Genomic DNA, 23,160 nt, shown 5'->3' with positions numbered 1-23,160 from the left:
AAATTAGCAACACTTAAAAAACGAGAGACATGATTTGCCATGTCTCTCGTTATCCTATCATGGATTTCTATCCAATATGGCTTGTTCTTCTTCTTCGGTTAGCAACCGTGTCGCCTCACCAACCGTACCGCCTTGCAGATTCCAGACTCTGTTATGGTCCGAAACCGCTTGGGAAAAGTCGCCTGCTTCCCATCTGTCTAAAATATCCCGATATACGTCCTCATGTTGATAATCTTGTGTATCCAATACTTCAAGCAAAAACGCAATTCTTTCAGGCGTTATCTCATAAAAACCCCATATTTCTTCAGCGTAAATCTTCTGATGGGCCATATAGTTGAGATATTTTTGCAGTTCTTTCTCTGTCAACTCCTCTTCATTCATCGCATCACCGAAAGGATTGAAAGATTCACCTGCTTCGTTCGACTCTTCTTTTTCTTCAGACAATTCTACTATCTCCGATTCTTTAGGCTCTTCTTCCTTCTGCTGAGCTTCTTCTGTGGAGGCTTCAGGTTTAGAAGTTGCCCCGGATTGTATATCTACTACAATATAAACAACTACACCAATAAGTACAAGCAGAAGAATACCTAGTAACCATTTGTAGATTTTATGCCACATCCCTTTTATTCATTGATCAGAGGTGGTTGTCTAAGATGATGATCTCCCTTTTTGATCAAGTAGTATCGATTATTTTCTGGTTATATCGTACCATCATCAGCAGTTATCGTCAAAGAGAACTTGCAATGGTGATCAATCTGAACCAAACATATAGGTCTTGGTGCGGTAATATATATTTAGGGCAAGACCAATAGCTAGCAGATAGGTCAAAGTAGAACTGCCCCCATAGCTGATAAAAGGCAGTGGCAGTCCAGTAATAGGCAAGAGATTGATTGACATACCAACGTTTTGAAAAATTTGATAAGTGAACATTCCAATCATACCTGCCATTACTAAGCTGCCAAAAGGATCAGTACTTTGTAACCCAATTTGTATCAATCGATAAATCAACATAAAAAATAGTAAAATCAATAGACTCGAACCGATAAAACCGAACTGTTCAGCAATCGCAGAAAAGACCATATCGGTTTGCCGCTCTGGTATGCCAGGGACTTCTAATTCACTAAGACCCTTGCCGGAAAGCTGACCAGAACCAATCGCGCGCATCGTCAGATTTAACTGGTAAGAATCCCCTTGTGTATTGCTATCTGGATCTAACCAGGCACTAAATCGGCTCTCGACATGATCAAAGCCATAATCGTCAGCAAATTGACCGATCTCCTCTGGAAAACTGATATATAAGAAAACAAATGCCCCGATAGCAACGACTGCCGTTATGCATAAAGTGAGGAGGACCTTCCATTGTATTCCAGAGACTAAGATCATACAAAGCACAATGGCGACGAGCACTAAAAAGCTGCCCAAGTCAGGCTGTAAAGCGATTAAAATCATCGGTGGCAATGAGAGTAACGCTATTTTAACTAATAACCAAAGGTCACGTAAGACGCTTGCTTGTTCGAACTTTTCTTTATGGGCAATGACGATGTGCGCTAAATGGATGATCAGAAAAACCTTCATGATTTCAGCTGGCTGCAGCATAAAAAAACCGAAATCAAACCAACTCCAGGCGTTATTCGCATTATGGGCAATACCTGGCGGAAAATGAAAATAGAGCATCACCAAAAGCAGTACCCCAAAACCGTAAATAAACCAGGAAATTTGAAGAATGCGATCATAGTCAATAAACATGATCACTCCAATCATAATAGCTCCACCAATATACCAAGTGATTTGTCTAAAATAATAGTTTTCTCCTAAATAAGGCATTAAGGTGTATAACGTAAATACACTCACAATCCCGAGCAAGATCACGATAAATATCAGCATATAATCTATTTTTTTGACGTGAGAACTAGATTCTTGCATTGATTGAATCACTCTTTCTAGATAGTCTATCTTCGGTTTAGTATACAGGAAATCCGATAAAATGATAAGGAGAAACCATTTCGATTTCTATCCATTCCCTCAAGTGATCTCCTTAAAACATGCAAGAAAACAGTCAGCTGGTCATTTGTTATCTGTTTTGTATTTTTTGCTGGCGTCTGTCATACTATGGCTAATAAGATTGACAAGGTGGTGAAACGGTGGAGGAACAGACGCTTTTTTTAGTAGAAGACGATGAGAGAATGAGTAGAGTCATTCAAGAAGAACTGCAGAAATGGGGATTTGACGTAGCTATACCAAATAATTTTCAACATATTATGGAAGAATTTCAGACTATTCAACCAAAGTTGGTGCTGATGGACATTTCACTTCCTTATTTTAATGGCTATCACTGGTGTCAGGAAATCCGTAACTTATCAACAGTTCCAGTTATTTTCCTTTCATCAGCCAGCGATAAAATGAATATGTTGATGGCGATGAACATGGGGGCAGATGATTTTATGGCCAAGCCTTTTGATATCGATTTATTAGTAGCTAAGATACAGGCTTTATTACGGCGCACCTATGACTTTGGCGATAAAGAACAAGTGCTGTCCTATCAAGATATCCATCTATCTTTATTAGAGGGAGAGCTTAGCTATCAAGATCGTATCGTGCTATTAACACCAAACGAAACCAAAATCTTGGCGATCCTGTTCAATGCTGCCGAGAAAAAGGTGACAAAAGAGGCAATCATGGAAAAACTATGGGAAGATGAGGCCTTTATTAGTAAGAATGCCTTAACGGTAAATATAACCAGACTACGAAAGAAAATAGCCGCCAGTGGTTTTCCGTCCTTGATTCATACCATTAAGGGAATTGGCTATATGTTGGTAAAAGAGGATGAATAAGATAACAGAAATTCTGGTTTTTATCGGACGTTTCTTACGAGAAGATTGGTGGTTCCTACTCACTTATCTTGTCATCCTGTGCTTGATGGGCAGCACCTTTTTTCTATACGATGTAGAGGTGGAAGTGTATACTGATGTCATTCTCTTCACCTTCCCCGTGTTTATCGTCGTACTTGGTTATCGCGGCCTAAGGCTTTGGCGCAAACACCGATTACTAGTGAATATCAGACAGCAGGACTGGTTTCATGTTGCTGCTGAGAATTTTCAAAAAGCCGGCTTGCTGGAACAGGATTACCAAGCGTTGTTGAATAAATTAGGGAGCCAAATGGACGAGCTGCGTGACAAACATCAAACACAAGAAAAGGAATGGCGTGATTATTACGCTTTATGGAGCCATCAAATCAAAACCCCGCTGGCCACCTTGAATCTACTATCGGAATCAACAGAGGCTGCTGTAAAAAAAGAAATGAAGGAAGAAATTTTTAAAACGCAGCAGTATTTGGATATGATGCTGCAATATTTGCGGCTGCAGTCGATTCACCATGACTTTCGTTTTGAGGAGATATCATTGCAAGCATTAGTGAAGCAAACCATTAAGAAATATGCCACCTTTTTTATTCGTAAAGACTTGGAAGTAGCGTTGAACCATATCAATGGAATGATTATTACGGATGAGAAATGGTTACAATTTATCTTAGAACAAGTCATCTTCAACGCGATTAAGTACACGAAGACGGGCGGGATCACGGTTTATTCTCCGAAGCAGCAGCCTGATGTACTATGTATTAAGGACACGGGACAGGGAATCTTACCAGAGGATCTACCACGCGTCTTTGAAAGGGGTTATACGGGTTTTAATGGTCGAGAAAATGAAGCCTCCAGCGGACTTGGGTTATATATGTGCAAGGAAATTGCCAATCAGCTGGGCATTCGCTTATCGATTACCTCCGTCATTAACGAAGGAACCGAAGTAACCATCGATGCCACTCAACATGTGCGTGTAATAGATTGAATTCTACAGGAAGAAGGCCTTAGCAGGTACTTCTTCTTTTTTGTGTAAGGTAAGAAAGCTTAGAATTATCGATATAATAGGATTTGGAACGATTTGACCTGGAATGAACCGGCAATTCAGTGACTACTTTGAGTGATCGATAAAGGACCGGGCCTCCTCTGCCTGGTCCTTTATTATTACTCGAACCGAGATACGGCACCTCAGTTCGTTCAAGGTCAAAATCATTGCAATCGGTAAAGGTTACAAAAATGTAGTATGAAGGCAGCGGATTGTAACTGTTTTTTGGCAAGAACGTGTTCTACACTAGGATTATAAGAAAAAAGGAGTGAGACATAATGACACTACTACAAGTTAACAGAGTGAAAAAAATTTATCGGCCTCGCCTTAGCAGTTATGAAGTAGAGGCATTAAAGAATATTACGTTTGATGTGGAGCCCGGTGAGTATATCGCGATTATGGGGGAATCTGGTTCAGGAAAAAGTACACTACTGAATATACTGGCAACCCTTGACAAGGTGACAGAAGGAGAGGTGAAGCTGCAACAGCAAAGTCTAAATGATATTCCAGAAGGGAAATCCGCTCAATTCCGGCGGCAGCATCTCGGTTTCGTCTTTCAAGATTTTAACCTACTTGATACCTTTAATGTCAAAGATAATATATTTTTGCCGCTTGTGTTATCCAAGCTACCTCGCAAAGAAATGAAGCAGCGGTTAAATCCTTTAGCAGAATCGTTAGGCATTACGGACTTGCTGGAAAAGTTCCCTTATGAAATTTCAGGTGGACAAAAGCAGCGCGTCGCCGTGGCGAGAGCTTTAATAACCAATCCGGACTTGGTATTGGCCGATGAGCCAACAGGTGCGCTGGATTCACAGGCTTCCCATAATTTATTGAAATTGTTTCATCGCATGAACCAGGACGGACAAACGATCTTAATGGTCACGCATAGCGCGATAGCGGCCAGCCATGCCAACCGCATTCTCTTTATAAAGGACGGTCAGATTTTTCACCAGCTTTTTCGCGGGGAGAAAAAAAGTGAGGATTTTGTACACGACATTACGGAAACAATGTCCGTGCTGTTAACGAAGGAGGTGTAGCCGATGTACTATTTGAAATTAGCGGCAACCAATATCCGCACCAATAAATCTACCTCTTATCCTTTTTTAGGTTCCATGATTTTTCTAGTCATGCTGAATCTGCTGATGCAGATCATTGTCAATAACGATGGGATGGAGGCGATGCCAAACGGGGAGACTCTGCGGAATATGTTCATTCTGGGAAACGTTGTGATTGTCTTGTTTTCGATTATCTTCGCCTTTTATACCAATGGATTTTTGATGAAAAGTCGTCAGCAGGAATTAGGGCTATATAATGTGTTAGGAATGGACAAAAAGAATATCGGCTGGCTGTTATTTGTAGAAAATCTGTTAAATATGCTGATCGCCTTATTGATTGGGATGACGATCGGAGGTGCCTTTTCCAAATTTCTTTTCCTCGTCTTGCAAAAAATTACTGGTTTTGGAGGAGGGTTTGATTTCCAATTGAAGGCGGAAATGTTACTGATAACTGCGGCGATAACCGTAGGAATATTTGTTTTACTGTACGGCTATAACACGATTAAATTAGCAAGAATAAACCCAATTGACTTATTACATGGCAGTAAAGCAGGAGAGAAAGAACCCAAAACCCATTGGATTGTCAGCATCCTCAGCTTTGTCTGTTTAGGTACAGGTTATTATTTATCCTTATCAATTACCTCGCCAACGGAAGGTCTACCTATTTTCTTTTTGGCGATTGTGTTGGTGATCATTGGTACGTATCTATTGTTGATTGCCGCCAGTGTAACTATTCTTAAATTTTTACGGAATCGCGAGCGTGTCTATTATCGCCCTAAGGCGTTTGTTAATATTGCTGGTATGATTTATCGCATGCGGCAAAATGGGACTGGGCTAGCGAGCATCTGTATTCTCAGTACGATGGTGTTAGTGACGATTTCTTCCACCGCCGGTTTATTTGTTGGATTAGAAGAAGGGGTGAGAGATAGAAACCCTGTTGATGTGAAAATAACCAGTCAGCTGCCCGATGATCAGTTGGAGACTTTGGTAACGGAATTGGCAGAGGAGCATCCGGTGGAGGTAGAAGAGATCTTTCATTTACAGGGTACCTCGATGTTTCCGCAAATGAAACAGATAGAAAATCAGTTCACTGCTGCCACCGAACAAGATTTCCTGCAACAGCAATCGCAAGGAATGACTCGGGAAGGTGGTATGGCAGAAATCGAACTGATTCCACTAAGTGCCTATCAGTCTGTGACGGGAAATGAAGAACAGTTAGCGGCGGATGAAGTCATGGTCTTTGTTCGATCAGGCGAACTGCCATATGACGAGATCACGATAGGTGGGCAAACCTTTACTATCAAGGCAAAGTTGGACAGTCTACCTTTTTCGGAACGAACGACCCAGGAAAGTATCATAGGTGGAGAATACATTTTTATTGCCAGTGATCAACAGACAATTCAACAAGTGATCGAAGGAGTCAATCAGGATAATCAGTATACCCAGGCGACATTTGGCAATTTGTTAATGATGAATATTTCCGGGGCAAGGGAAGAACGATTGAATTTCACCGAAGATTTGCTAGCTCAGGTAGATGTTATGAATCAGGAGACTTCCAATCAACAGCTTCCTAATGAAAACCGAAACTATCTATCGGTGCAATCGATTGATGATGATCGTGCAACGACGCAAGCGTTGAATGGCGGCTTGCTATTTCTTGGATTAGTATTTAGCTTAACCTTTATTATTGCTACGGCTTTGATCCTTTATTACAAGCAGATCTCAGAAGGTTATGAAGATGCCTATCGTTTTGAAGTGATGCAGAAGGTAGGGATGAGCCACAAAGAAGTCCGGCAGACGATTCATAGTCAAATTCTGATGGTATTCTTGTTTCCAGTTGTTCTGGCGGTGATTCATTTACTGTTTGCCCTGCCAACGATCAAAAAAATATTGCTGATGTTCGGGCTTAATAATGACGAGTTTTTTAATATGGTGACCATTTTTGCTGTTGCCATTTTTGGATTGTGTTATTTGTTGGTTTACTGGCAGACGTCCCGTGTGTATTTTGGTATTGTGCGCAGACAAGGCTGATAGCTTTATCTTACAACATTGTAAGGAAACAGAAAGGGTAATCGATGTTTCCTTTTGATAAAAAACGATATATTGGAAAGGTGAGGATAAAATGAAAGCACTACGGTGGATGCTTGCAACGATGACCTTTTTATTATTGATGGGGTGTGGCGGGACAGGATCTGACGAGGAGAATATATTCACAGAGGGTATTCGGAAGGCAGGGGACACCATTACTCATTGGTTTGGTGATGATGCCCTTACCTCAGATAGATCCTTAAAGGGAGAGCGGACTTTTGAGGAAGGCAAGTATACCGGAACCTATCAGGCAACCTATCAACAGTTCTCCCAATCGGAAAATTTATTCGGTGGTGCCTCGCTCGATCAGGAAGCTGATGGAACACTCACTATCACTTTTCAAGCCGATATACAGCATGGGGAAGTCAGAATATATTGGAATACAGTCGATTCGGGAAAAAAGGTATTGTTCGATGAGGCAGGCGAGCATACCACCACTATTGACTTAAATAGCGGCTGGGAGTATCTAAGTATAGAAGGAGAAAATCTTGACGGAGAAGTACAGTTAGAAGTGGAGTAAGCTGGCCGAAAAGATGGAGGGAGAGATAACGTGATGTTTGAAAAAATGGTCGAGCAATTTCAAGCGATGATGTATTATACAGCCATGCAAGTTGTCAAAGATAAGCAAAAGGCAGAGGATATCGTTCAAGAAGCATGGATCAAGGTGTTCAGGCAAGGCCCTCAGCTTACTCAAGTAGAAAAGTTAGGATCATGGTTAAAAACGATTACGAAGAGGACGGCAATCGATCAGTTGCGTAAAGATAAACGGCATCAGATGTATTTGTTTGAGGAGCCCGGCTGGATGGAGGAAATGACATTATTAGCTCGAAACTTTGTTGAAGAAAGCTTAAATAGTTCCTTGATGTTAGAAGAAATGGAACAATGCCTTGGCAATCGTCCAAAATTATTAGCTGTTTTCCATTTGAAAATCAGCTTAGAACTAGATGACCAGCAAATTGCCGATCGTCTGCATATCAGTCAGGGAGCGGTTAAGACTAGGGTGTTTCGCGTAAGACAATTGTTGAAAGATTATTATATTGAAAAAGATGAGCTAACCCTATCAACCAGTGCATAGAGGTGGGGTCATTATTGGGCCGGGAATGATCTCAATCGTTAAAATCACTAGCTCGTGAAATGTTGTCCATAAGAATGGATTCTTACGGACAGCATTTCGTGATTGCACGATTTTTTGTCTGTAAGATTCATTCTTACAGACAGAATTTCACGAATGCACGATTTTTTGTCTGTAAGATCCATTCTTACGGACAGCATTTCGTGATTGCACGATTTTTTGTCTGTAAGATCCATTCTTACGGACAGCATTTCGTGATTGCACGATTTTTTGTCTGTAAGATCCATTCTTACAGACAGAATTTCACGAATGCACGATTTTTTGTCTGTAAGATCCATTCTTACGGACAGAATTTCGTGATTGCACGATTTTTTGTCTGTAAGATTCATTCTTACGGACAGAATTTCGCGAATGTACGATTTTTTGTCTGTAAGATTCATCTCGTGGACTGTGGGGAAGCGCCAATCGCATTCCCCAGTTCATAAGAACGAAAGCCCCGTCTCCCCTCCCCCCATTTTACAAAAAAATAACTATTTAGGTATTGCAATCTCCCACATGAAAGGGTATACTTTCTTAAGAATAAAGAAAAGGAGGTCACGTTCACGATGATTAATCGAACAAAGAAACACGTCAATCAATTGAATAGGAATCATTATTGCGTGACCACATCCGGAAACTGCTGACTTTTATATCCATTCTTTAGTATAATTGTCATATCTTTGGTCGCGTAAATAACAGGAAGCGCGGCTTTATTTATTCGTATGGATGCAACACATCTGGCCACGGTCAGGTGTGTTTTTTATGTATAGAAAAAGGGGGAAAGCAAAATGTTTAGTGTGATGAGAAAGTTATCTTGGTATTTCAAAGAGCAATGGCTGCGTTATACGCTGGCGATTATCGCCATCATTGTCTCTAGTGTGTTATTTACGATTCCTCCTATGATTGCAGGCGATGTTATTGATGGCATTCAGTCCAATCAATTAACGCAAGCAAGCCTAATGAAATCCGTGTGGCTGTTTGTTGCCTTGATGGTGATTATCTATGTACTCTCGTTCTTTTGGGGGCACGCTTTATTTGGTAGGGCTATTCTATTGGAAAGAAAGATGCGTTCGCGTTTAATGAATCACTTTATGAAGATGACCCCGTCCTTTTACAGCCGATATCGAACAGGCGACCTGATGGCGAGGTCCACCAATGACCTGCGTGCCGTAGGGGCAACGGCTGGTTTTGGAATCCTGACCTTGATTGACTCCACCGTCTTTATGGCGTTTATTATCGGAATTATGTTTATTATCATTGATTGGAAATTAACCCTGGCAACGTTACTGCCGCTTCCGATTATGGCATACATTGTGCAAAAGTATGGCGCGAAAATTCATCTGCGTTTTATGGAAGCACAGACCTTATTTAGCGAGTTAAACAATAACACACTAGAATCGATTCAAGGTGTGCGGGTCATTCGCGCATTTGTGCAGGAAAAATCGGATGAACAGCGATTTAACGATAAAGCGGAAGAAGTGTTTCAAAAAAATATCGCCGTCGCCCGATTGGATGCCTTATTTGAACCTACGATTAAAATATTAGTAGGTGTGTCTTACACGATAGGATTAGGTTATGGTGCTTATTTAATTATTCAGGGAGATATCACGATGGGACAGCTGGTTGCCTTTAACGTTTATTTAGGAATGTTGATTTGGCCGATGTTTGCGATGGGAGAACTAATTAATGTGATGCAAAGAGGGAATGCCTCATTAGATCGAATCGACAATGTGTTACGGCAAAAGGCAGACGTCAAAAATCCGGAACAGCCCATCGACGTGGTAAGACCAGATAACATCACCTTTCAAGATATTACTTTTGAATATCCAACTGCTACCATGCCGTCATTGCAGCAGATTAATTTAGACATCAAGCGTGGTGAGACGATTGGTGTGGTTGGATTAACTGGTGCAGGAAAAACAACACTGGTGAAGCAGTTATTAAAAGAATATCCAGCAGCAGACAAGGGAGAGTTGCGGATTAACCAGGTACCAATTGAGCGAATAGCTTTGGAGAAAACACGCCAATGGATTGGTTATGTGCCACAAGATCATATCCTATTTTCCAAAACTGTCAAAGAAAATATTCTTTTCGGAAATCCGCAAGCTACCGATGCGGACATTCAACAAATTTTAGAAAAAACCGCACTTCAGTCTGATATAGAGAACCTGCCTGATGGTCTAAATACAATGGTTGGAGAGAGCGGTGTTACGCTATCTGGTGGGCAAAAACAACGGGTGTCATTAGCGAGAGCACTTATCAGAGATCCAGAAATATTGATTCTCGATGATTCCTTATCGGCGGTGGATGGTAAAACAGAAGCGAATATTATTGATCACTTAAAACAAGAGCGTACCAATAAAACGACGATCATTGTTGCCCACCGCCTGTCTGCCGTGACCCATGCTGACCAGATCATTGTTCTGGAAAATGGAGAAATCACCGAACACGGCGGGCACCAACAACTAATGCAGGAACGTGGCTGGTATTACCACCAATTCCTGATCCAACAGATGGAAGAAGGTGAGAACTGATGGAAAAACAAACAACAGAAAAGCGGTTATTCCGTTATGCTTTGTATTTCAAGAAAACCATTATGATTGGGCTTGTTTGTTTGATTTTTGCGGTAGGTCTGGAGTTATCAGGACCGTTTATTGCCAAGCATTTGATCGATCAGCACATCACCGGGGTTGCCAATCAATATGTGGAGACGGGTGACCAGACTGGTGTAGAATGGCAGGGCCAATATTACCAGCGCATCGATCGTGTCGAGCAAGAGGATGGTGCAATGATTACCCTTTTTCAAGATGGTCTGCATTATTATTTACTGGAAGGAGAGGTACCGCTAGAAGCTGCCTTTGTCGAAGCAGATGAGACAAAGATTACCTTAGACTATCAAGGAGAACAGATCGAAGTGAATGGCAGTCAGCTCTCTACAGGAGAAGTATTGTCCTTTTTCCAAGGGGAGGTGTTGCCGATTGTCGGGCTGTTGGCGCTATACATCGGCCTGATCTTAATTGCTTCCATCTTCATTTACTACAAGACGTATTTGCTACAGTACGCCTCTAATCGGATTATTCAGAAAATGCGTAAGGATGTCTTTCATCATATCCAGCGTTTACCGGTTAAATATTTTGTCGATCAGCCGGCTGGGAGGATTCTGGCAAGGGTGACCAATGATACGGAAGCGATTAGGGAACTCTATGTCAAGGTGTTGGAGGTGTTTGCCTCTGGAAGTATTTATATGCTGGGGATTTTTGTTGCCTTGTTTATTTTGGATGTCAAGATTGGCTTGATTGCCTTGGTGCTTGTACCAATACTGGTAATTTGGATGCGCGTCTATAAGAAAATTGGCGGGCATTACAATCGGGTGATCCGTGAAACGAATAGCCATATTAATGCGAATATTAACGAATCGATTCAAGGGATGACGATGATTCAAGCCTATGATCAAACGAACCGTATGATGGGTGAATTTGAAACATTAAATGAGAAGCAGCGTACCTATCAAACAAAAATGAATACTTTTAATGCTGCAACTTCCTTTAATTTAGTCGATTTGTTACGAAATGTTGCGTTTGTGGCCTTCATCCTTTATTTTGGAAATGTGGCGTTGGACGGTACAACACTTATATCGGCAGGTTTATTGTACGCCTTAGTCGATCTGATCAACCGTTTATTTGAACCAATGAATCAAATGGCTAGTCAGCTGGAACAGTTGGAGCAAGCAAGAGCCTCTGGCAGCAGGGTATTCCACCTGCTTGATGAAGAAGGGGAGCCGATGAATCATCAAGCAATCCCTCGTTATCAAGGCAAGGTTGTCTTTGACCAGGTTTCTTTCGCCTATAAAAAAGATGATTATGTGTTACAAGAACTTGATTTTTCCATTCAGGCAGGAGAAACAGCTGCCTTTGTCGGTCATACCGGTTCTGGAAAAAGTACGATCATGAACCTACTGTTCCGCTTTTATGATCCGGTGCATGGTCGTATTCTGATCGATGGAGAGGATACACGAAACTATTCCAAACAACAGATGCGTCAGCACATTGGTATCGTGCTGCAAGATCCGTTTATTTTTACCGGTACGATTTTGTCCAATATTACGATGAATGATCCAGCCGTCAGTCGTGAAGCAGCCATTGCGGCATTGAAAGCCGTTGGAGCAGATAAGTTTATTGAAAAACTGCCAAGACAATATGATGAACCGGTCAAGGAAAAGGGAAATGAATTTTCTACCGGACAGCGACAATTATTATCCTTTGCCCGTGCTCTGGCCTTTGATCCGGCTATCTTGATCCTTGATGAAGCCACTGCCAATATCGATACTGAAACCGAGGGAATGATTCAACAAGCATTGCAAGTCTTGAAAAAGGGAAGAACCACGCTTGTGATTGCCCATCGCTTGTCAACGATTCAACAAGCAGACAAAATCTTTGTATTGCAGCATGGCGAAATTATTGAGCAAGGTAATCATGTGTCCTTGTTAGCGAAAGAGGGCGAATACTTCAAGATGTATCAAATGCAGTTGGGCAAAAATAAGCAGCATATTTCTTAAATGGTGCATTCTCTGAAAGGGGACAGTTAGGTGATGCAAAAAATAATGCAACAAACCATCGAACAAAACTATGGACTGAAAATAAAACAGATAAGGCAAGTGACAGGCGGATGGGCTGCACTTGCCTTTCTGCTTATTACGGAAGAGGAGAAGAAATATTTCTTAAAGGTTTATGAACAACAGCGCGCCTCCACACCTGTATTAACAGCGAGCATTGCTGACTATGTACCAGTGACAAAATGGTTAGATCAGCATAGCAGACTAGCGGGGAAAATGGCAGTATCTCTTCAAACTATTAAGGGTGAATACAGCTGTGAAGATCAGCATGGCGTTTATTTGTTATATCCGTTTATTGATGGCTTCACGGTAGGAGATCGAAAACTAACCAATCCACAGGTTAGTGAATTAGCCTCCATGGTGAGTGAACTTCATCGTTATGGAAAAGAAATTTCGGTTGAGACAGCACCACTTAAAGAGGATTTTCATCTTCCTTATCCGGACTTGTTTCAAACGATATCTTCAGGGAAGATACCAAAAGAGCTTCAAGTCATACTGGCTCCTCACTTTGAAACATGGAACAGCTATTTTAAGCTGGTAACCAAGCTGTCACAAAGATTAATTGTTGATCCGCCACGCATGGTGCTTTGTCACACCGATTTGCATCATTGGAATTTGATGCAAACAGCCGAAAATCTGATCCTTATTGATTGGGAAGGATTAACTCTGGCTCCACCAGAAGCGGATTTGTTTCATATGATTGATCGACCTTATTCATCTTATTTTTTGCGAATCTATCAAGAGGCACATCAAGGATTTGAGATCGATCAAGTAGCGCTCCAATTTTATCAAATAAGACGCTCCTTAGAGGATATCGCTGAATTTTGTGAGCAATTATTGTATGATAGATTAACAGAGGAAGAATACAGCGAGATTCAACAAGCATTGTTACAGGAATTTCGGCAGCTAGAGACTTGAGAAGTAAGGAGGGGCAGAATGGCGGTTTTCATTCGATATCAAACAACCTCAGGAGAATGGCAGGAAACAACTAAAGAGAAAGACATTCCTCTGGACGCGTCTTTTGTATGGTATGACTTTGTGCAGCCTACTAAGGAAGAAAATCAATTATTATCAACTAGTTTTCACTTTAACCCATTGGAAATTGAGGATACAGTAAAGACAATCACTCGTCCGAAATTCAAATCATACCAAGACTATCAATTTTTGGCGTGTCAGGCTATTGATGGTCATGATTATACGGCAAAAGCGATTAATATCTTTATGAAGCAGCACTTCCTTGTTACCTATCGTCAAGACCAACAGGGTGGATTAAGTAATTTGGAGCAAGTCCTAAAATCCTTTGACCAGATATCGTTAACACCGACAGATGCCGCCCTCATCATCTTGGATCAGGTGGTAGATAACTATTTTGATTATGTGTATCAGGTAGAGGATGATGTATTTTCCTTTGAAGAGCGTCATGTTGATGTTACGATAAGCAAGGATTTAATGGACGACGTCTTCCGGATTCGCTCCGTTATTATCAGGCTGAAGCGAGTGCTGCATCCGATGTTTGAATTAATTGATGGTTTAAAGCAGGAAGAAGACTTTGCCCAGCCGGATAAGCAGCAGGCCTATCTTCATCATATTGAGGATCATATGATTAAACAAATGAATATGATTAAAGCAGCACAGGAGATGACCGGTGATATTCGTGACAATTATGCCTCGATCAATTCGTATCGCATGAATCGTGTGATGCAGCTATTAACACTGGTATCAGCTATTTTCCTGCCTTTATCGCTGATCACGGGTTTTTACGGCATGAATTTTCAATATATGCCAGGGGTGAATTGGTCATATGGTTATATAACGATTGTGGCTGCTATATTGATTATTAGCGCGTTGTTAATTTTATATTTTAAACGAAAGAACTGGTTTTAAGAGAAAGCCCCTCGTCATCAAGTACGAGGAGCTTTTTTACGGTCATTATCCATTTGCTGCTTTACTTTAGAGATATGAATATCATGTACGATAGAGATCACTGGCCGAATCAACATTTGCACACTACCTATCACAAATAGAATTGTTCCGTAAAAGGTGGTCGATTCACTGAAAAATAGGAAACTGCCAATTAAGAAAATAATACCCAGTATCAAATCATTGATTTGGTAGAGAAATTTATAAAAGCTGGTGATGCGTAACTGGACATTCCTTAAATTTAGGTCAAGTTCGTTGTCAAATTGAAGTTTCATTGATAGTCCCCTTTCCATTGTAACCATATTAATCAATAACGTGCTTGGAGAAACTGCCCCCGCGAACCTCTGAAGTGTCATAGACGGTGACGAAAGCCTTCGGATCAATTTCCTGAATAATTTCCTTCATCTTGCTTTCCTCTAAGCGGTTGACTACACAAGATACCTCGACAAACTCTTCTTTGGAATAACTACCTTGTACTGTTTTATAAGTTGATCCTCGTTGCAAACGGTCAGCAATCGTTTTTGCCATAACCTCTGGCTGATCGGTAATGATATTGAAGGTTTTGGTACCGCTGAGGCCTTCTTCTACAATATGAATCACCTTAGAAGCGATAAAATAAGCGATAGCGGATAGAATAGCACCTTGGAAGCCAAATACAGTAGAAACAATGATAAAGACGAACATATTTAAAAAGAGAATCAAATCACTTGTGCCAAAGGGAGATTTTTTTGATAGAAGCACTGCTAGCATATCAATGCCATCTAGTGCCCCGCCATTCCTAAGCGCAAGCCCCATACCGAAACCAATAATAATGCCCCCAACCACGGTGATTAGCAGCGTGTCCCCTTCGATAATGGTAGGGATATGGTGCATGAGATTGGTACTGACGGCCAGTGAAATAATTCCAATAATCGAGTAGATCGCAAAGTTTTGTCCAATGCGTTTATAACCGAGAATAATAAACGGGATGTTGAGCAAGGTGATCAGAATCCCCAACTGCAATCCTGTCCATTGCGAGCCGACAATACTAAGACCAGTCACTCCCCCATCTGATACATTATTAGGTATCAAGACAGCTTCTAATCCGTAGGCTGTAATAAAGCCGCCAATGGCAACCATTATTCCACGCACTACCGCCATGACTTGTTGTTTTTTTGTTTTCTTCATGATTTACCTCGATTCTTAAATCATTTATTTGGAGCACGTTTTTTATTATACGCATTTGTCAAGCGTTTGAAAAGTAAGTAATACCCGTTTTCTTCCTATATTAATGTGGTATACTTTATGTAAAATATAGAGGAGGTTCTATCATGTATGCTTTTCTTGCCAACTATCAAATGAATGAGAGTAGACTAATCATTATGGATGAGTTTGGAGAACAGATTGCAGTTCGGCATGTTCATCTCCCTTTAGAGCGGTTAGTAGCTTCCTTGACAAGTGAAATGATTGACCTTTCCCATCACTATAATCTTTATCATGAGGATATTGCTGCAATTGGTTTTGCGGTAAATCTAGATAGTATCCCTTATTCCACAACAGATAAATTGATAGAGGAGCTAGAAGAAGCCTTTCATTTCAAAGCAATAGTTGATGAAGAACTGGAAAGCACAAAACAGGCAGTTTTGGCTTATATGCAGGAGGAGAATCGATGAGTGAGAAAACGTTAAGAATCTGTGACAAGGGGCATCGTTACTATAAAAGTAGTGATTGCCCTACCTGTCCAACCTGTGAAGAAGAAAAGAAGCCGACGACAGGTTTTCTGTCTGAGGTCAGTGCACCTGCGAGAAGGGCATTGATAGCCGAGGGTATTGACACGCTGGAAGTCTTATCTAGGTACTCGGAAAAACAGATATTAAGGCTTCATGGTATAGGAAAAGCTTCCTTGCCGGTATTAAGGAAAGCATTGGCAGAGGAAGGACATGGTTTTCAAGATGCAAATAAGAGAGGATTAAATGGAAATAACTAGTTTGTTTTTATTACTATAGATGAAGGGGGTATCGATGCCATCTCGTTGAATTTGGGTGAACAATACACCTTATTCCATTTATTCATACCTAGAGCATTGGAATTGCTTGCCTTTATCTTATTAGTAATAGGCTTATTTCGTTTGTTACGGGGGCAAGTTGGCGACAAACAAGAATAACAGCAGGCAATCTGCTGTTATTCTGTTAAAGTGATACGATAAAGCTGATCATCATCTGCTTGCGGGGAACCACGGCCATCGGTATTATTGGTGATAAAATAGAGTTCGTCATCCTCTATATAAATATCACGAATTCGGCCATATCCTTCCAGGAATGTTTGCTGTGTATTGGCATCTAAGTCAAACTCCAGTAACGCTGTTCCTCGTAAAGCCGCAACAAATAATTTATCATCATAGAAATCCACACCAGAAGGGGCCCAAGTTACCTCCGTTCCCGAGGTGAATAGCGGGGATTCCATGTCTTGTTGCGTTTCTTCTCCTTCAATATGAGGCCAGCCGTAATTTTGCCCTGCTTCGATTAAGTTGATCTCATCATTGGCATTATTGCCATGTTCGGTAGCATACAACTGGTCTTCTGAATCCCAAACCAAGCCTTGTGGGTTACGGTGGCCATAACTATAGATGTAAGAATCATTAAAAGGATTGTCCTCGGGGATCGAGCCATCCAGGTTTAAGCGTAGAATTTTTCCAGCCAATGACTGGACATCTTGCGCTAACTCGGGTTGTGCTGCGTCACCGGTTGTGGCGTAGAGCTTATTATCTGGGCCGATGGCAAGCCGGCCTCCATGATGAACATTACCACTTGGAATCTGATCAAGCAGCACTCGCTGTTCTTCCCAGGTATCATCAGTCAATTGCAACGAGACAATTCGATTATAGGCATTGCCATCCTCTTCATATGTATAATAAGCAAAAGCCGTTTGTGACTCAGCGAAATCAGGTGCTAAGGTAAAGCCTAGGAAGCCTGCTTCTGACGCAGTAGATATAGATTTTTCCAAGTCTACTTCTTGTTGGACAGATTGACCATCTTCTATTTGGACGATGGCACCCGGGCGTTCTGTAAGGTATATGGTATCTTCGTGTTTGGCTATGGTCCATGGGGTATCCAGATTATCCCCTAAACTTTCTACAGACATTGCTTCTGTTTCTGGGTTGACTGGTGTTTCTTGGCTGTCTTCTTGTTCTTGTGATGGGTTTTCTGAGCAGCCAATTAAGAACAAAATAGTTAATACGTAAACAAAAATTCGCATCCGCTGACCCTCCTTCACCATACGTGTACCCGTTTATGATAGGAAGTATTCATCATTTCTTGTAGTTGATGGTTTGCAAAAAAAGGGATTGCAAGGCGCTGGTATTGGTGACAGATTGGATCATGGCGGTGATATAAACTTCCCGGGTGATCGTTTCATAGTGTCAATCAATCTGACGCGCCTTGGCATAGTCATGGATGAACATACGTATCACGCGACCATTGCCCTCTCGAAAGGGGTGCAGCATGTTAAGCTCTGCCTTAAAATAGGCCAATCTTTCTATGGCAATGCTAAAGAAGGCCATTCCGGTTCGTGAAGTAACTGGTTAAACAATGTCTTTGCATAGGACGAAAGGAAGGCTGCTTTACAAAATTGTGTATCTCCTTTGGCTAAGTCAACATCCCGGTATTCTCCTGCAAAGGAATAGACATCTTGGAAAAGGTGCTGATGGAGGCCTTTGAAATCCTCTTCGGTGAAGCTAGTGAGAACGTGCTTCGATTTCACAAATTCCGCTGCTCGTGCAGCAAACGCCATTGCTTCTAAATCCTTTAGCTCTTGGAAAGTTTCAGCCCCAATAAGGTTATGGGTTAGTAGATACTGGTCATTATTGGTAGAATGATACTTATCCACGTTGGTACAACTCCTTTATTTTAGCTGGGGTTATCTGGTCTCCAGCATTCAGGAGATCGAGGATTTTTTTCTGATTGGCGCTGGATATTTGCAAGTCTTCGATGTGTAAATTATGCAAGATCTGTTGAAACTCGACAGAATGTATCGTTAAATGCTTCATTAATTCGATTCTCCTTTATTACAACGTGTATCTTTCAAGAAACCAAGTAATAGATTCTTTTTAAACTTAAGGAATGAATTTTCCGTTTTTTGTTGTTGGTCATTCCTATATCCTGGTGTCCTTATCCGTAAGACCTTACTTCCAGAGTTGGAGTATACTCAGAAGAACCAAAGTGGGGATCACTGATGACAGTCTTTCTTTATTATAACCGATTGCAAAAATGACATCAAAAAAAGAAAGGGCTGTGACGTATGCACAAACCTTTCTTAGTAAAAACGAGTGAGTACTACTCGATTTCCTTCTTATTTTACTGACTGAATCGCTTCTTCCACCGGAGTCTGTCCACCTACCACTTGGAATCTCTTGCCAATGGTGGAGTCGTTATTCAAGCTGGTATAAATCACTTTGGCGACATCCTCTCGAGGTACTTCGCCTCTTGCTACCTTGGCTCCAAGTTTAATTTGATTGGTGCCAGGGTCATTGGTTAACATGCCCGGATGAATGATTGTATAGTCTAAGTCGGTGTTTAATAGCCATTCGTCGGCATAATGTTTTGCTACGACGTAAGGCGCAAATGATTCAGGCGCCGCTTGAATGGCTTCACGGCTAGTATCAAACGAACTGATCATAATAAAGCGTTTGATGTTGTTTTTTTCAGCTGCTTGAATGGTTTTTACCGCACCATCTAAGTCAATCATCAAGGTTTTATCTTTTCCAGTATTACCACCGGATCCAGCTGTAAATACAACCGCGTCAACACCTTCAGCTGCTTTTGCGATTGCTTCGACCTCATCTTCTAAATTGACAATAGCAACCTCGGCGCCTAACTCTTTAAAGTAATCAGCCTGTTCTTCTTTGCGAATAAGTGCTCGTGCCTGATCTCCATTTTCTTGAATCTGCTTGACTAAGTGTTTACCTATTTGTCCATTTGCTCCAACTACTAAAATATGCATAACATTCACCCTTTCTTTTTAATTATCTCTTATCATTGTAAAGCTTTCAGGAGAAGATGTTAAATAATTGGATTGTAGAAAAAAGCTACTGTACAATTGGAAGAAGAGTCCTTTGATAAGAAAACTGTAAGAAAAATAGTAGTTCTTCAGCTCAAAAGAACGAATCTCGCGGACTGAAGAGAACCGCCCACTGCACTCCTGAGTCTATATGAATCCCCCACACAACAACTAAAAGAACCACGCTTGTTATCAACGTGGTTCACTCTAAAAACTAAAATAATTTTTTCTCTGCCTCTAATATATCATAGTAAACATCCCAATAGTCTTCGCTCTGTACCCATACTTGCATGGTATACTCGGTTGTTGCATCCTGATGAGATGACAATCGAACAAACGGTGCGGGATTGGATAATACAGAAGGATGCTGTTCCGCTATTTGACTCAGCTTAAGGATAACGTCATTAACTGCCAAATCTCCGCTGATTTTAAAGGTGAAATCAACCCGGCGTTGCTCATTGGTAGAGTAATTGACAATACCAGCGTTAGATAGGCTGCCATTTGGAATGAAGACGACCTTATTATCTGCGGTTATTAATTCGGTATAAAGGATTTGAATGGCTCGTACCGTTCCGGAATAGCCACCTCCTTCAATATAATCCCCGACATTAAATGGCCGAATGGTTAAGAGCAGAACCCCGCCAGCGAAATTGGCCAATGACCCTTGAAAAGCCAATCCAATCGCAAATCCTGAAGCTGCAATCACAGCTACAAACGAAGTAGTCTCCACACCTAAGGTTTTAATAATGGCAATGGCCAATAAAATTTTCAAGGTGGCATTAATAATAGAGACAAAGAATGGTTTTAGGCTAGGATCTAATGCCGACTTTTCTAATTTACGTTTGATCATAGAGGTTAATAGCTTGATCACAAACAACCCAATAATTAAAATAACAAGGGCTAAGGCAATATTTTTGATAATAGGTAAGGATAGTTCCATCCAATCCATCGTTTTTCATCCTCTCTTTCGCTTCGCTACATATATTTGATTATACTGAAAAAAGTATATCTGTAAACTACTTTTGAATCAATTAAATGAAACACCCCCTCACTTTCCTGGATGAAATATAGTATAGTATATAGTGGATATATTAAATAGGTAGCCAAATGTCAAGGAAAGAGGGGATGGCAGTGAAAAGAAGTCTGCTGCTGTGGTTGAGTATGATTATACTAACAAGTGGCTGTGCGAGTGAACAGCGTACTGTACAATTAGAGAATAAAGACTTCGCTGATTTGTTATATGTACAAAAGATAGAAAAATCTGTTGCCTCAGAACAACAGACCAAAATAGTAACAGACCTAGAGGAAATCGAAAATGTACTGACAGAACTCGATGGAATGGAGACAGAAAACATCGACCGAGAAGAATTAATGAAAAAGTTAGAACAAGAAGATAATTACTATGTATTCGGATTTTTTGACGACGCAGAATTGGGGAGTACAAGCAAAGGGAACTATGCCTTTCAAATATTTGCAGATGGAACGGTTTTGTTTAGCTATGACAAGCCGAATAGTCCTGGTCAGCCGCTTAAAGCTGTCGAAAAACATCCGGATTTAATCGAAACTTATCGTGCATTACTCGATATGAATTTTTGAACAGGAGGAATGAGAGAATGGTACAGGCTATTACTGTATATTGCGGTTCAAGCGCTGGCACCGATGCTATTTATATGGAAGAGGCGCGAAAACTTGGCATACTTATGGCTGAACAACAAATAACGTTAGTTTACGGCGGATCCAATGTGGGATGTATGGGCGCCGTTGCTGATGGTGTATTGGAAAGGGGAGGCAAGGCTATTGGTGTCTTACCTCAAAAACTGAAAAGTGTAGAAATAGCACATGACTCCCTGACTGAGCTGCACATCGTGGATACGATGCACGAACGAAAGGCATTAATGTCCAACCTTGCCGATGGCTTTATTGCCTTGCCGGGAGGGACGGGTACCCTGGAGGAATGGTTTGAAGTATTTACTTGGCAACAGATAGGTTACCACCAAAAACCATGCGCCCTTTTGAATGTAAACCATTATTATGATCCGATTATCACCTTATTTGATCACATGATTGAACAAGGCTTTGTTCGTCCCGAATTTAAGGAGCTTGTTCTGCTTGAGGATCAGCCGGAACCATTATTGAATCAATTAAAGCACTATCAAGGCAAATATATCAACAAATGGCAGTAGTTACTTTTTCCTTATACGAAGACCAATCAAGACAATCAAGGGCAAGATAAGCCCTGCCAATATTGATAATATAATAACCGGCCCATTGATGAAATCTTGTGATGCATAGGGATTAGGGGCGGCCATGATCCCCGAAAAAAAGACAAGCAAAGCTATTGGTATAGTTACAATTTGTGGGTTATGTAACTTGACTAAGTATTTTAACCCTTGGGATAGTACATAAAAAGAGATACACAATTTAAAAAAAATAGTGAAGAACCAAATGAAAGCCACGATGATTTCAATTCGTTCAATGAAATTAAAAAGGCTGATCCGCTGTCCTAGGGCGTATACTGGATAAGAAGAGTCAGCAGTTCCTTGTGGTCCTAATACAAGAATACAAGCGATGGTGATCGCAAACAGAATAAACCCACTAAACCCACCGCCAATGAAGAAGGCTCTTTTAGCCGCTTGTTTTTCGTTAACGGTATGGGTGATGCCTACCAGAATGAAAAGCTCTAAGAAAGTGATTGACACCATCGGTAAGATACCAGCAAACGTACCAGTACGATTCAATTGGAATACAGGCAGGAGGTTTTCAACACTGGCCCCCTTTAATACTAAGAAAGTTAACAGAATAGCGCACAGCATTGTAAAGGGAAAAAACAGCTCTGCTGTTCTGGCAACTACCTCTAGTCCATAGCTAACTGCGATACCCACTGTCAGAATGATGAGGAACGTGATCACTTCAAATGGGGTTTCCATCAAGATTTGAATGGAGAGGAAGTCACCAACTGCCCAGAGATTGGCCCAAAGATTCATAAAAATAAAACCAATAAATAGTAAACTAAGGAGCCATCCAGCCCGTTTGCCAATGGCTTGCTCTATGGTGTGGAATAATCCGCGGGAGTCTTGATGGGTAATAATCCGATTATAGAGCAGAATAAGCCCCAATCCAGTAATAACCATAAGAACAATGGAGATCCAGCCGTTCTCTTTCGCCATGCGTGCAGCAATACTGGGAATATAAATGATGGCTGCACCTAGGGTATTCATAATAACTAACACGGTAAATTGTTTACTATCGATTCGTTCTTTTATCATGAGTCGGCCTCCTAAGGGGCTTGAAAATGATTAATCCAGTTTCTCAACGATCCAGAGAGTGGTTGAGTGAGTGTGTCTAGTACATGAACTAAATAGGGAAAACGAACGCCAAAAAAATATAAAGTGAAGACTGTTAAGACAAGCAACATCAAAATATTATAAACGATAAAATCCCAT

The 23,160-nt window shown here is 41.0% G+C and carries 26 protein-coding genes; 15 read left to right on the top strand and 11 right to left on the bottom strand.

What is annotated here, in order from left to right:
• Positions 1 to 57: 57 nt before the first annotated feature.
• Both E0E32_RS05820 and E0E32_RS05815 read right to left on the bottom strand, forming a co-directional pair.
• Entirely contained in the window at positions 58 to 615 is a 558-nt protein-coding gene (locus E0E32_RS05820) for a DUF6241 domain-containing protein (RefSeq protein WP_130859260.1), read from the bottom strand.
• A 132-nt stretch (positions 616 to 747) separates the two neighbouring features.
• Complete coding sequence (locus tag E0E32_RS05815) at positions 748 to 1,932, bottom strand: FtsW/RodA/SpoVE family cell cycle protein (protein ID WP_286171749.1); 1,185 nt, start codon at positions 1,930 to 1,932, stop codon at positions 748 to 750.
• A 206-nt stretch (positions 1,933 to 2,138) separates the two neighbouring features.
• Here E0E32_RS05815 and E0E32_RS05810 point away from each other — a divergent pair, with 206 nt between their 5' ends.
• The 11 genes from E0E32_RS05810 to corA all read left to right on the top strand — a co-directional run bounded on the left by E0E32_RS05810 (position 2,139) and on the right by corA (position 14,647).
• Entirely contained in the window at positions 2,139 to 2,828 is a 690-nt protein-coding gene (locus E0E32_RS05810) for a response regulator transcription factor (protein WP_235817452.1), read from the top strand.
• Positions 2,821 to 3,840, top strand: a complete 1,020-nt coding sequence (locus tag E0E32_RS05805) for a sensor histidine kinase (RefSeq protein WP_130859258.1) — start codon at positions 2,821 to 2,823, stop codon at positions 3,838 to 3,840. Before E0E32_RS05810 ends, E0E32_RS05805 begins: the two co-directional genes overlap by 8 nt.
• Positions 3,841 to 4,175: 335 nt before the next feature.
• Positions 4,176 to 4,934 carry an ABC transporter ATP-binding protein gene (locus tag E0E32_RS05800; protein ID WP_130859257.1) on the top strand — a complete coding sequence of 253 codons (759 nt, stop codon included), beginning with the start codon at positions 4,176 to 4,178 and terminating at the stop codon, positions 4,932 to 4,934.
• A gap of 3 nt (positions 4,935 to 4,937) precedes the next feature.
• Positions 4,938 to 6,983: an ABC transporter permease gene (locus tag E0E32_RS05795; RefSeq protein ID WP_130859256.1), complete on the top strand. Its 2,046-nt coding sequence runs from the start codon at positions 4,938 to 4,940 to the stop codon at positions 6,981 to 6,983.
• Positions 6,984 to 7,074: 91 nt separating this feature from the next.
• Entirely contained in the window at positions 7,075 to 7,560 is a 486-nt protein-coding gene (locus E0E32_RS05790) for a hypothetical protein (RefSeq protein WP_130859255.1), read from the top strand.
• A gap of 33 nt (positions 7,561 to 7,593) precedes the next feature.
• Positions 7,594 to 8,115 carry an RNA polymerase sigma factor gene (locus E0E32_RS05785; protein ID WP_066187969.1) on the top strand — a complete coding sequence of 174 codons (522 nt, stop codon included), beginning with the start codon at positions 7,594 to 7,596 and terminating at the stop codon, positions 8,113 to 8,115.
• 74 nt (positions 8,116 to 8,189) lie between these two features.
• Positions 8,190 to 8,597: a hypothetical protein gene (locus E0E32_RS22095; RefSeq protein ID WP_165444970.1), complete on the top strand. Its 408-nt coding sequence runs from the start codon at positions 8,190 to 8,192 to the stop codon at positions 8,595 to 8,597.
• A 342-nt stretch (positions 8,598 to 8,939) separates the two neighbouring features.
• Positions 8,940 to 10,685 (top strand): ABC transporter ATP-binding protein, encoded by a 1,746-nt coding sequence (locus E0E32_RS05780; protein WP_130859254.1) that lies wholly within the window; start codon positions 8,940 to 8,942, stop codon positions 10,683 to 10,685.
• On the top strand, positions 10,685 to 12,706 hold the full coding sequence (locus E0E32_RS05775; protein WP_130859253.1) for an ABC transporter ATP-binding protein: 2,022 nt from the start codon (positions 10,685 to 10,687) through the stop codon (positions 12,704 to 12,706). Before E0E32_RS05780 ends, E0E32_RS05775 begins: the two co-directional genes overlap by 1 nt.
• 33 nt (positions 12,707 to 12,739) lie before the next feature.
• Entirely contained in the window at positions 12,740 to 13,681 is a 942-nt protein-coding gene (locus E0E32_RS05770; protein WP_066187963.1) for an aminoglycoside phosphotransferase family protein, read from the top strand.
• A gap of 18 nt (positions 13,682 to 13,699) precedes the next feature.
• On the top strand, positions 13,700 to 14,647 hold the full coding sequence (gene corA / locus E0E32_RS05765) for a magnesium/cobalt transporter CorA (protein WP_066187962.1): 948 nt from the start codon (positions 13,700 to 13,702) through the stop codon (positions 14,645 to 14,647).
• Positions 14,648 to 14,664: 17 nt separating this feature from the next.
• Here corA and E0E32_RS05760 read toward each other — a convergent pair whose 3' ends face one another.
• Together E0E32_RS05760 and E0E32_RS05755 are read right to left on the bottom strand one after the other, a co-directional pair.
• Entirely contained in the window at positions 14,665 to 14,958 is a 294-nt protein-coding gene (locus tag E0E32_RS05760; protein WP_066187960.1) for a YrhK family protein, read from the bottom strand.
• Between the two features lie 28 nt (positions 14,959 to 14,986).
• The gene (locus tag E0E32_RS05755; RefSeq protein WP_066187958.1) at positions 14,987 to 15,850 is read right to left on the bottom strand and encodes a YitT family protein; all 864 of its coding nucleotides are present in this window, start codon (positions 15,848 to 15,850) and stop codon (positions 14,987 to 14,989) included.
• Positions 15,851 to 15,993: 143 nt separating this feature from the next.
• Between E0E32_RS05755 and E0E32_RS05750 the strand changes: the two genes are divergently transcribed.
• Positions 15,994 to 16,335 carry a hypothetical protein gene (locus E0E32_RS05750; RefSeq protein ID WP_130859251.1) on the top strand — a complete coding sequence of 114 codons (342 nt, stop codon included), beginning with the start codon at positions 15,994 to 15,996 and terminating at the stop codon, positions 16,333 to 16,335.
• A complete protein-coding gene (locus E0E32_RS05745) occupies positions 16,332 to 16,649 on the top strand; it encodes an RNA polymerase alpha subunit C-terminal domain-containing protein (RefSeq protein ID WP_066187955.1) in 318 nt (105 codons plus the stop codon). Before E0E32_RS05750 ends, E0E32_RS05745 begins: the two co-directional genes overlap by 4 nt.
• Before the next feature lie 194 nt (positions 16,650 to 16,843).
• On the opposite strand, the gene E0E32_RS05740 is transcribed toward E0E32_RS05745, so the two are convergent.
• The 6 genes from E0E32_RS05740 to E0E32_RS05715 form a co-directional block, all read right to left on the bottom strand.
• A complete protein-coding gene (locus E0E32_RS05740) occupies positions 16,844 to 17,917 on the bottom strand; it encodes a PQQ-dependent sugar dehydrogenase (RefSeq protein ID WP_130859250.1) in 1,074 nt (357 codons plus the stop codon).
• A gap of 163 nt (positions 17,918 to 18,080) precedes the next feature.
• A complete protein-coding gene (locus tag E0E32_RS22810) occupies positions 18,081 to 18,164 on the bottom strand; it encodes a hypothetical protein (protein ID WP_350308622.1) in 84 nt (27 codons plus the stop codon).
• A gap of 32 nt (positions 18,165 to 18,196) precedes the next feature.
• Complete coding sequence (locus tag E0E32_RS05730; RefSeq protein ID WP_130859248.1) at positions 18,197 to 18,547, bottom strand: Fic family protein; 351 nt, start codon at positions 18,545 to 18,547, stop codon at positions 18,197 to 18,199.
• Positions 18,540 to 18,707: a Zn-dependent hydrolase gene (locus E0E32_RS05725; protein ID WP_130859247.1), complete on the bottom strand. Its 168-nt coding sequence runs from the start codon at positions 18,705 to 18,707 to the stop codon at positions 18,540 to 18,542. The genes E0E32_RS05730 and E0E32_RS05725 overlap by 8 nt, the downstream gene beginning before the upstream one ends.
• Before the next feature lie 302 nt (positions 18,708 to 19,009).
• Entirely contained in the window at positions 19,010 to 19,660 is a 651-nt protein-coding gene (locus E0E32_RS05720; RefSeq protein WP_130859246.1) for an SDR family oxidoreductase, read from the bottom strand.
• Positions 19,661 to 19,931: 271 nt separating this feature from the next.
• Positions 19,932 to 20,666: a mechanosensitive ion channel family protein gene (locus tag E0E32_RS05715; protein ID WP_130859245.1), complete on the bottom strand. Its 735-nt coding sequence runs from the start codon at positions 20,664 to 20,666 to the stop codon at positions 19,932 to 19,934.
• A gap of 176 nt (positions 20,667 to 20,842) precedes the next feature.
• Between E0E32_RS05715 and E0E32_RS05710 the strand changes: the two genes are divergently transcribed.
• Positions 20,843 to 21,313: a hypothetical protein gene (locus E0E32_RS05710; protein ID WP_130859244.1), complete on the top strand. Its 471-nt coding sequence runs from the start codon at positions 20,843 to 20,845 to the stop codon at positions 21,311 to 21,313.
• A gap of 17 nt (positions 21,314 to 21,330) precedes the next feature.
• The gene (locus E0E32_RS05705; protein ID WP_130859243.1) at positions 21,331 to 21,900 is read left to right on the top strand and encodes an LOG family protein; all 570 of its coding nucleotides are present in this window, start codon (positions 21,331 to 21,333) and stop codon (positions 21,898 to 21,900) included.
• Here the strand turns inward: E0E32_RS05705 and E0E32_RS05700 are convergent, their stop codons facing one another.
• Positions 21,901 to 22,983 (bottom strand): GerAB/ArcD/ProY family transporter, encoded by a 1,083-nt coding sequence (locus E0E32_RS05700; protein WP_130859242.1) that lies wholly within the window; start codon positions 22,981 to 22,983, stop codon positions 21,901 to 21,903.
• Positions 22,984 to 23,160 lie beyond the last annotated feature (177 nt).

The organism is Gracilibacillus phocaeensis (assembly GCF_900626275.1).
Taxonomy (GTDB): Bacteria; Bacillota; Bacilli; order Bacillales; family Amphibacillaceae; genus Gracilibacillus; species Gracilibacillus timonensis.
Note: the sequence above shows the minus strand (reverse complement) of the source record. Positions and strands in the feature narration are given on the sequence as shown.

What these genes read in the sequence shown, in the direction of transcription:
- E0E32_RS05820 (WP_130859260.1), bottom strand. Translation starts at nt 615, where the DNA reads ATGTGGCATAAAATCTACAAATGGTTACTAGGTATTCTTCTGCTTGTA.
- E0E32_RS05805 (WP_130859258.1), top strand. Translation starts at nt 2,821, where the DNA reads ATGAATAAGATAACAGAAATTCTGGTTTTTATCGGACGTTTCTTACGA.
- E0E32_RS05800 (WP_130859257.1), top strand. Translation starts at nt 4,176, where the DNA reads ATGACACTACTACAAGTTAACAGAGTGAAAAAAATTTATCGGCCTCGC.
- E0E32_RS05795 (WP_130859256.1), top strand. Translation starts at nt 4,938, where the DNA reads ATGTACTATTTGAAATTAGCGGCAACCAATATCCGCACCAATAAATCT.
- E0E32_RS05790 (WP_130859255.1), top strand. Translation starts at nt 7,075, where the DNA reads ATGAAAGCACTACGGTGGATGCTTGCAACGATGACCTTTTTATTATTG.
- E0E32_RS05785 (WP_066187969.1), top strand. Translation starts at nt 7,594, where the DNA reads ATGTTTGAAAAAATGGTCGAGCAATTTCAAGCGATGATGTATTATACA.
- E0E32_RS22095 (WP_165444970.1), top strand. Translation starts at nt 8,190, where the DNA reads ATGGATTCTTACGGACAGCATTTCGTGATTGCACGATTTTTTGTCTGT.
- E0E32_RS05780 (WP_130859254.1), top strand. Translation starts at nt 8,940, where the DNA reads ATGTTTAGTGTGATGAGAAAGTTATCTTGGTATTTCAAAGAGCAATGG.
- E0E32_RS05775 (WP_130859253.1), top strand. Translation starts at nt 10,685, where the DNA reads ATGGAAAAACAAACAACAGAAAAGCGGTTATTCCGTTATGCTTTGTAT.
- E0E32_RS05770 (WP_066187963.1), top strand. Translation starts at nt 12,740, where the DNA reads ATGCAAAAAATAATGCAACAAACCATCGAACAAAACTATGGACTGAAA.
- corA (WP_066187962.1), top strand. Translation starts at nt 13,700, where the DNA reads ATGGCGGTTTTCATTCGATATCAAACAACCTCAGGAGAATGGCAGGAA.
- E0E32_RS05760 (WP_066187960.1), bottom strand. Translation starts at nt 14,958, where the DNA reads ATGAAACTTCAATTTGACAACGAACTTGACCTAAATTTAAGGAATGTC.
- E0E32_RS05755 (WP_066187958.1), bottom strand. Translation starts at nt 15,850, where the DNA reads ATGAAGAAAACAAAAAAACAACAAGTCATGGCGGTAGTGCGTGGAATA.
- E0E32_RS05750 (WP_130859251.1), top strand. Translation starts at nt 15,994, where the DNA reads ATGTATGCTTTTCTTGCCAACTATCAAATGAATGAGAGTAGACTAATC.
- E0E32_RS05745 (WP_066187955.1), top strand. Translation starts at nt 16,332, where the DNA reads ATGAGTGAGAAAACGTTAAGAATCTGTGACAAGGGGCATCGTTACTAT.
- E0E32_RS05740 (WP_130859250.1), bottom strand. Translation starts at nt 17,917, where the DNA reads ATGCGAATTTTTGTTTACGTATTAACTATTTTGTTCTTAATTGGCTGC.
- E0E32_RS22810 (WP_350308622.1), bottom strand. Translation starts at nt 18,164, where the DNA reads ATGCTGCACCCCTTTCGAGAGGGCAATGGTCGCGTGATACGTATGTTC.
- E0E32_RS05725 (WP_130859247.1), bottom strand. Translation starts at nt 18,707, where the DNA reads ATGAAGCATTTAACGATACATTCTGTCGAGTTTCAACAGATCTTGCAT.
- E0E32_RS05720 (WP_130859246.1), bottom strand. Translation starts at nt 19,660, where the DNA reads ATGCATATTTTAGTAGTTGGAGCAAATGGACAAATAGGTAAACACTTA.
- E0E32_RS05715 (WP_130859245.1), bottom strand. Translation starts at nt 20,666, where the DNA reads ATGGATTGGATGGAACTATCCTTACCTATTATCAAAAATATTGCCTTA.
- E0E32_RS05710 (WP_130859244.1), top strand. Translation starts at nt 20,843, where the DNA reads ATGGCAGTGAAAAGAAGTCTGCTGCTGTGGTTGAGTATGATTATACTA.
- E0E32_RS05705 (WP_130859243.1), top strand. Translation starts at nt 21,331, where the DNA reads ATGGTACAGGCTATTACTGTATATTGCGGTTCAAGCGCTGGCACCGAT.
- E0E32_RS05700 (WP_130859242.1), bottom strand. Translation starts at nt 22,983, where the DNA reads ATGATAAAAGAACGAATCGATAGTAAACAATTTACCGTGTTAGTTATT.